At 37.7% G+C, this 8,058-nt stretch carries 10 protein-coding genes and 2 rRNA genes; 3 read left to right on the forward strand and 9 right to left on the reverse strand.

Features of this window, described 5'->3' with window-relative positions:
- The first annotated feature begins 104 nt into the window (after positions 1-104).
- The gene (locus tag PLA12_13850; GenBank protein ID HOQ33572.1) at positions 105-233 is read left to right on the forward strand and encodes a hypothetical protein; all 129 of its coding nucleotides are present in this window, start codon (positions 105-107) and stop codon (positions 231-233) included.
- Positions 234-250: 17 nt separating this feature from the next.
- On the forward strand, positions 251-472 hold the full coding sequence (locus tag PLA12_13855; GenBank protein HOQ33573.1) for a hypothetical protein: 222 nt from the start codon (positions 251-253) through the stop codon (positions 470-472).
- Here the strand turns inward: PLA12_13855 and PLA12_13860 are convergent, their stop codons facing one another.
- The 5 genes from PLA12_13860 to gatC form a co-directional block, all read right to left on the reverse strand.
- Positions 473-1,315 (reverse strand): serine/threonine-protein kinase, encoded by an 843-nt coding sequence (locus PLA12_13860; protein ID HOQ33574.1) that lies wholly within the window; start codon positions 1,313-1,315, stop codon positions 473-475.
- A gap of 4 nt (positions 1,316-1,319) precedes the next feature.
- Complete coding sequence (rsfS, locus tag PLA12_13865; GenBank protein HOQ33575.1) at positions 1,320-1,745, reverse strand: ribosome silencing factor; 426 nt, start codon at positions 1,743-1,745, stop codon at positions 1,320-1,322.
- A gap of 13 nt (positions 1,746-1,758) precedes the next feature.
- Entirely contained in the window at positions 1,759-3,189 is a 1,431-nt protein-coding gene (gatB, locus tag PLA12_13870; GenBank protein ID HOQ33576.1) for an Asp-tRNA(Asn)/Glu-tRNA(Gln) amidotransferase subunit GatB, read from the reverse strand.
- Between the two features lie 163 nt (positions 3,190-3,352).
- Positions 3,353-4,828, reverse strand: coding sequence for an Asp-tRNA(Asn)/Glu-tRNA(Gln) amidotransferase subunit GatA (gatA, locus tag PLA12_13875; GenBank protein ID HOQ33577.1), 1,476 nt, complete (start codon positions 4,826-4,828; stop codon positions 3,353-3,355).
- A 1-nt stretch (position 4,829) separates the two neighbouring features.
- Positions 4,830-5,132: an Asp-tRNA(Asn)/Glu-tRNA(Gln) amidotransferase subunit GatC gene (gatC, locus tag PLA12_13880; GenBank protein HOQ33578.1), complete on the reverse strand. Its 303-nt coding sequence runs from the start codon at positions 5,130-5,132 to the stop codon at positions 4,830-4,832.
- Positions 5,133-5,771: 639 nt separating this feature from the next.
- Here gatC and PLA12_13885 point away from each other — a divergent pair.
- The gene (locus tag PLA12_13885) at positions 5,772-5,978 is read left to right on the forward strand and encodes a hypothetical protein (protein ID HOQ33579.1); all 207 of its coding nucleotides are present in this window, start codon (positions 5,772-5,774) and stop codon (positions 5,976-5,978) included.
- A gap of 8 nt (positions 5,979-5,986) precedes the next feature.
- On the opposite strand, the gene PLA12_13890 is transcribed toward PLA12_13885, so the two are convergent.
- From PLA12_13890 to PLA12_13905, 4 genes are all read right to left on the reverse strand, one after another.
- Positions 5,987-6,592, reverse strand: a complete 606-nt coding sequence (locus tag PLA12_13890) for a metallophosphoesterase (protein ID HOQ33580.1) — start codon at positions 6,590-6,592, stop codon at positions 5,987-5,989.
- Positions 6,593-6,604: 12 nt separating this feature from the next.
- Complete coding sequence (locus PLA12_13895; protein ID HOQ33581.1) at positions 6,605-7,321, reverse strand: fibronectin type III domain-containing protein; 717 nt, start codon at positions 7,319-7,321, stop codon at positions 6,605-6,607.
- 183 nt (positions 7,322-7,504) lie between these two features.
- A 5S ribosomal RNA gene (rrf, locus tag PLA12_13900) occupies positions 7,505-7,621 on the reverse strand.
- Positions 7,622-7,727: 106 nt separating this feature from the next.
- Positions 7,728-8,058, reverse strand: a 23S ribosomal RNA gene (locus tag PLA12_13905); the annotation flags it as partial.

Consider the following 8,058-nt stretch of genomic DNA (forward strand, 5'->3'; position numbering starts at 1 on the left):
AGAATAAATAATCAAAAATTTATTTAAATAAAAACTTGACATTTCTGTAATATTTTGATAAAAATAGTAGTATTATTATTGAAACAAAAAGGAGTAAATTAAAAATGAAACATGTTCAGGTTTTAACAAAAAAACCTGCAAAGATGCAGGTAAGCAATTTCCAAGCATGGAAAGATTTCTTAGTCAAATTGACAGACCAGATTGTTGAGTTTGTTTTTATAAAAACATCCTAATAAAAAGGATTGGATATATGAAAAAAAATAGACATATTTCACCGCTTACAAAAACACCGGCTTTGGCACAGGTAAGCAATTTCCAGATTAAATTGCAAGCCACAACGGACATTATTGACCGACTTCTCCTTGTTCCCAGACAAGCACCCTGGAAAGCTACAGGGCCTACAGGAGAAACAACGAATACGGATACCAATGTAGACACGGGAACAACTACAGGTGGAATAACAGGTCTCTAATTAAATTCGGCTTTGTGTCACATTAGACAAAGCAATTCGTAATTCATCACAATCGCGATAACGATTTTCTGGCTTTTTGGAGAGGAGTTTCATAATTACATTGCCTAATGCAAAGGGACATTTGGGGTTTACAGTGGTTGGGTGCTCTGGCATTAAATTCAAATGGCAATGATATAACTGTTGTAAATTATCCACAGGGAAAGGCAACTTCTCTGTAAACATCATATACATTGTAATGCCTAACGAATATAAATCTGATTTAGGAGTTACTCTTTCTCCCCGAATTACTTCCGGTGCAACAAACATAGGGGTAATTTGCTGGCTGATATTCCTATCCAACAATTCCAATATAAAATTATTGCCAAACAAAGAATAGTCCGCAATTTTAACAATACCTCTCCGAGTAAACAATACATTCGCCGGTTTAAAATCATGGTGAACAAAACCATTATCATGTAGATACTGCAAACCGATACAAATTTGAATAATAATGTTCACCCGTTCCTGCAAATTCCACGGACGATTGGCAAGATACCAACGGAGGTTCGGACCATCCACAAACTCCATTAACATACATCTACCCTCATCGCCATCAATAAAATCAAATATCTGAACAAGATTTTGATGCTTCAGTTTTTTGAACTTCTTAACATTCTGGATAAGGTCCATAAGATGAAGACGATTTCTAAAAAAATTCTCACGGAATAATTTTACAGCGACAGCATCGCCTTTCTTCGTATCAATACCTTGATATACAATTCCCGTTCCTCCTTGTCCTAAAATCTTCACAAGTCGAATATGATATAACTGTGAACGGTCTGGAGCATAGGAAGAATCCGACATACACTCAATCCTTATCCCCTGTTTCCTTTGATTTATCTTCTTTCAATTTTAATTCTATCTTCGGGGCATCTCCCCACATTCCATCGAGGTCATAATAATCCCTTGCCTTTTGCTTGAAAATATGAAATACAACCGAACCATAGTCCATTACCATCCAATTATCCTGAAAAGTCCCTTCGGTGGATAGAGGAACAATACCCTTCGTTTTTAACCCTTCATACACTGCATTAAAAACAGCCTTTTGTTGCGGTTCACTCGTTACAGTGCAAAGAATAAAACTATCCGCAAGAAGAGTTAAACCTTCTAAATTATACGCCTTAATATCTTTGGCTTTCTTCTCAGACGCTATTCGGGCAATAGCCCGTGCTATTGTCAGAGGTGAACGCCTTGTTTTTTTCACACTCGTTACCGTTGATGTTTTTTTTCTCAATATTTTCCACCTTCTATTTATTTAGTTCTTCTTTCAGAATATCATTTACTATTTTGGGATTGGCTTTTCCTTGTGTTTCACGCATAATTTGACCTACAAAGAAACCAAAAAGTTTATCTTTTCCACTCCGATATTGTTCCAATTGAGATGGATTTTTTTCAATCACTTCCCGCACTATTTTTCGGATTGCTTCAATATCGGTAATTTGCACCAAACCTTCTTCTTTAATAATCTCTTCTGGGGACTTCCCCGTTTTAAAAACTTTTCGCAAAACTTCCTTAGCAATTTTACCACTAATAACCTCATCTTTTACTAATGCTATTAACTGAGCAATATGTTCCGGTGTTACCGGAGAATTTTCTAGGGTCGCATTTTCATAAGCAAGCACCGCCTGAAGTTCTACCTGTATCCAATTAGCAGCCTGTTTTGGCTCTGCTCCCAATCGAACCGTTTCTTCATAATAATCTGCCATAACCTTAGTAGAGGTCAATACACTGGCATCATATAGCGATAATCCGTATTCCTCCTGAAATCGCTTCCTTCGAGCCTGAGGTAATTCAGGCATTGTTTGTCTCACCCGTTCTACCCATTTATCGGATACCGCAAGAGGAACAAGGTCAGGTTCGGGGAAATAACGATAATCATGGGCAGATTCTTTATGTCTTTGTGAAAAGGTTATACCACGGTCAGGGTCCCAACCTCTTGTTTCCTGAATTACCTTTCCCCCGGATTGTAAGGTCTGTATTTGCCTGTCTACTTCATACTCGATTGCTTTGACAACCCCACTAAACGAAGCCACATTCTTTATCTCCGTTTTAACCCCTAATTTATCCGAACCTTTTTCTCGGACACTTACATTCGCTTCTGCACGAAGAGAGCCCTCCTCCATATTACAATCACTTACACCTAAATATTCAAGCAGTTGCTTTAATTCGGTTAAGAAAACAAAAACTTCCTCCAATGACCTTAAATCTGGATAGGTTACAATCTCTAACAAAGGGACTCCACTGCGATTGAAATCCACCCCACTATAACCACCACCCAAATCGTGAGTATTCCTCGCTGTATCTTCTTCCAGATGCGCCCTTAATATCCGTATTCGCTTCTTTTCACCCTTTACTTCTATTTCTAAATATCCTTCCTGACATAACGGCAAATCGTACTGGCTAATCTGATAGTTTTTCGCTAAATCTGGATAAAAATAATTTTTTCGGTCCATTTTTGACCATTTCGCTATAGAACAATTCAAAGCCAGTCCTACCGCAATGGCTTTATTCACAAACTCCTTATTCAAAACAGGCAAAACCCCGGGCATACCCAAACAAACAGGGCATACCTGCGTGTTGGGAGGTGCATGGAAATTTGTACTACAAGAACAAAACGCCTTCGATTGCGTATTAATCTCTACATGAACTTCCATTCCTATCACAGATTCATATTCCATAAACCAATCCTAAAAGATTTCTATGTTATGATACTCAATTTTGTTATCCATGAAAAAACATATCCACATTAGATTTATGTGACCTTTTTATTGACGATAATTTTTCTATTTTTCAATAATTCGCAGAGAGCAGGATATTTTTTCATTACACCTATATCCTTAACTACAATGATGGAAAACCTATTTCTTTTTCCCTGTTCTGCTCGTATAAATAAGCCACTGATAATAAATGTTCTTCATTAAAATGTTTTCCAATAAATTGCAAACCTACTGGCAAACCCTCCTGTGTTAAACCGCAAGGAACAGATATTGCCGGTAAAGCTGCTAAATTAACTGATATGGTATAAATATCACTTAAATACATTTCCAGTGGATTTTGTGTTTTCTCACCAAAACGAAATGCAGGCGTTGGGGATGTCGGACCTATAATAACATCACACTTCTGAAAAGCCTTCTCGAAATCTTGAGTAATCAGCCTGCGAACCTTTTGTGCTTTTAGGTAATACGCATCATAATATCCGCTGGACAAAACATAAGTTCCTAATAGTATTCTTCTTTTTACTTCGGCTCCAAAGCCTTCACTGCGCGTGCGTTTATACATATCAATAATATTGTGGGAGTCCGCATGTCGAAACCCATAACGAACTCCATCAAAACGGGCTAAATTCGCACTTGCTTCTGCGGTGCAAATAATATAGTAAGTAGCCACTGCGAACTCCGTATGCGGTAGAGAAACCTCAACAACTTCTGCACCCTGCTTTTCAAGGGCTTGAACGGCTTTCATAATTAAATCTTTAATTTCTTTATTCAAATCCTCTGTAAAATATTCTCGGGATAGCCCGATACGAAGAGGAACTTTATTTATCCCTTGTTTTATCTTTTCTACATAATCAGGCAAAGGCAAATCTACAGAAGTGGTATCCTTTGGGTCTTTTCCTCCTATAACAGAAAGAGTTATAGCACTATCCAGAACATTTCTGCTTAAAGGACCTATCTGGTCTAACGATGAAGCAAAGGCAACCAGCCCATATCTGGAAACTCTACCGTATGTCGGTTTTAGTCCCACACAACCACAAAAAGAAGCCGGTTGACGAATAGACCCTCCCGTATCACTACCTAACGATATTACACACTCTCCCGCGGAAACTGATGCAGCTGACCCGCCACTGGAACCTCCCGGCACACATTCTAAATTCCAGGGATTGCGGGTTAATTTAATGGAACTATTTTCTGTGGATGAACCCATTGCGAACTCATCCATGTTAACCTTGCCAATTAGAATAGCATTCGCATCAAATAACTTCTGAACCACTGTAGCATCATAAGGGCTACGATACCCGGCAAGGATTTTTGAAGCACAAGTAGTGAACCCTTCCTTCGTGCATATTACTTCTTTGATAGATATCGGCACGCCAGCAAGAGGTCCTACAGCAAATACCTTCTTTACAATTTTTTCCTCTAATGCTTTTGCTTGTTGAAGGGCATAATCACTCCAAATTTGAGTAAAAGCATCTATTTTGTTATCAACCTGTTGAATACGGTCAAGAAAACTCTGAACGACTTCAACCGGCGATACCTCTTTATTCCTTACACTTGCACTTATTTCAGAAGCACTCTTTTGCCACCAATGTTCCGACATTTTAATCTACCTCCAAAATTTTCGGGACTAAAAAATATTCGCCATCATGCAGAGGAGCACAGCGCAATGCATCTTCCTTTGTTATCGTTATTTGCACCTCGTCTTCCCTTAAAATATTTTCCATCGGGACTGCATGCATCATAGGTTCTACATTTTCAGTAGATAATTCATTAAGTTTCTCTACATAACCTATTATCTCAGACAAATCGGAAGCCAATTTTTCTGCTTGTTCATTGTCAAGATATAAATACGATAAATCTGCAATATGATATATCTCATCACGACTAATTTTTCTATCAGACATGCCATTTTCCTCATTCATATCTCATTATTTCACAATAGAATATCATAAATACCCTCTCCCTTTCTATAAGACCTCTCCCCTAAAAATAAGTAAAACAAAAGACCCAAGGGAAGAATAAGACAAAGAAAACAAAAAAACTTATCAGATATAAGAAAAGAAACATATAAGAAAAAACTATAGACATAGATAACAAATGGGCTTAATATAAACCTTTATGATGGATTAAAAAACATCAATAATAGGAATGAAAAAAGGAAATTCTACAACCTGGCACACTTTCTTTTTTCTCTTTGCAGATTGGATTTTAAATAAGCTAAAAGATTATAACTTCAAATTACACGAATAGGCACAAATATAACAAAATGAAAAAATCGTTTATCGTTCATGACATGTAAACCCTATTGAATCGTTTTTATATGTAGCTAAAGTGTCCTCGCTTCTGGCATCTTTTTGTTTTACATTTGTATATTCGTGGCAAGCAAATCCTGTTAAATTGTTTTTACTATAAATCCTGTAGAGACGAATAATTATTCGTCTCCACATTATGGATTAGTGGTGTATAGGTTTGAGCGGATAGAGATCAGCAAGAGTTTAGATATGGTAGGGTGTATATAATAAAAAGTATTTAGTATATATTTAATGAAAAAGTATATATTAACGAAGTATATACGAAGAATATTCAAGGCTTTTTGGAGTTATGCGAGGGAGCAGTTGCAGAAATTTCATGAAGTGAGTGGAAAATATTTTGAGTATTACTTGAAAGAATTAGAATTTCGCTATAATCATTGTGATGAAGATTTATACACATTCATTTTTAACCTCCATCCTCTTGATGAATGTAAATAGATAATCATCTAATGTTCTTGGGAGGTAATATTGAAGGTGTCAAGAAGGGTACCATCATTTCGGATAGCACGAACATTCATTTCTCCATTTCTAATATCTACTGCACAAAAATGCCAGCATGTTTCTGTTTTTATTGTCTCAGGACCTGGCACGGGTTTTGCCCATAATAACACACCTCCGCCTCCTGTAATTACATGATGGAAACCTGAAATAAAATGATGTTCGTAAGCATGAACATGCCCTGCAAAAACAATATCTACTTTTTTTTCTTGAAATACAGATTCTAGAATTTCCCGCAGGTTCGTGTTCCGATAAGATTCACGTGGATCATAGGTAAAGATAGGTTTGTGTAGAAATACCGCTGTAAATTTTGTCTTTGGAGGACGGGAATCCAGTGTTTGAAGAAGCCAGTTGTACTGTGGACTATCTTTATTAATATTATCTTCTGAAGATAAAATAATAAATCGAACTCCTGCATAATCAAAAAAGTACCAATGCGTTGAAGTCCCGTAATCGAAGTATTTTTCGTAGGGGATTGTCGTACCGCGTGCTTCATGATTACCTAAACTCACTAAATAAGGTCGTGCAGAGGCTAAAGGGGTAATTTCTTTCAAAAAATGATACCACTACCAACCATAACCCGGTCCGGGATTCTCTACAATATCTCCAGTGTTAAATATAAGGTCGAACTTACCATGTGAAGGTTCTTCTTTTGTAATTGCATTTAGCACACTACTATGAAAAGAAATTCCACTAAAGGGTCTATTATCTCCATACACGACAAAAGAGAAATCGGTTGGAGTAGCAGGAGCAGTATGGAAAGAATATTCTTCTTTCCCTAATGCAGGAATGCGGTAATGATAAGCCGTTCCTGGTTCTAAATTTTCTAATCTTATTTTCGGATAGTATGTTGGCGAACAAGACACTTTCTTCCATTCTGAGGCTCCTTCTTTTACATATTCAACCTCACCAGGAATTTGCACCTCAGAAGTCCAACAAACCGTCATTGTAGTCTTAGGGTCACCCGATATAACCAGATAAGGACCTCCATTTTTGGGCGTTTCATAATAACCACGATAAAAAGTTGGGATGCTAAAAAGGAATATGAAAAAAACAAGGTAGGAAATACTCCAGATTATTCGGAGTGATAATTTTTCTATCTGGATGAGTATGAAAAAAAAGATAGACGGAATAAGACCAATTAAGCCAAAAATAATAAAGGGAAATAAAAAATAAATTGCATAAGAAATGTGTTTGTAAGCTAAAGCACCCAATATTGCACCAATAGCAATCCATACAAAACACCAAAATAACCCAATTATCTTCACTTTCTCTTTAAGCATATATTTTCCTTTTATAATAATAGCCTATATTTTAACACAAACACATTAGGCACTACGGTATAGGGCATAATTAATGAAATTTTATTTTTGAAATATGATGTTTTTTCTATCAAATATTTCTGTTGAATTTGGTGAATATATTTTTTAGAACAAGTTTTTTATAATGTGATTTAAAATGAAAAATGCCGGCGACGACCTACTCTCCCACGGGGGAAGCCCCGCAGTACCATCGGCGCTGGTAGGCTTAACTTCCGTGTTCGGAATGGGAACGGGTGTTTCACTACCGCTATAGTCACCGGCAAACTTGTGTGTATTAAACTTTATAAAGACTTTCGACAGTGAATGCAAGGAGTGCAAGAATAAGCGACATGAACTCGTAGGGAATATCTCTGGCTTATGAAAACATAAGACCAAGCCGCACGAGCTATTAGTACTGGTCGGCTTAACATGTTGCCATGCTTACACCTCCAGCCTATCAACCTGGTAGTCTTCCAGGGCTCTTTAGTAGCCTTACGGCTAAGGGAGACCTCATCTTGGAAGGGGCTTCGCACTTAGATGCTTTCAGCGCTTATCCCGTCCGGACGTGGCTACCCAGCGGTGCCACTGGCGTGACAGCTGGAACACCCTATATCCGTCCACCCCGGTCCTCTCGTACTAGGGGCAGATTTCCTCAAGTCTCCTACGCCCGCGATGGATAGGGACCGAACTGTCTCACGACGTTCTGAACCCAGCTCGCG

It is taken from the genome of Candidatus Hydrogenedens sp., assembly GCA_035378955.1.
Taxonomy (GTDB): Bacteria; Hydrogenedentota; Hydrogenedentia; order Hydrogenedentales; family Hydrogenedentaceae; genus Hydrogenedens.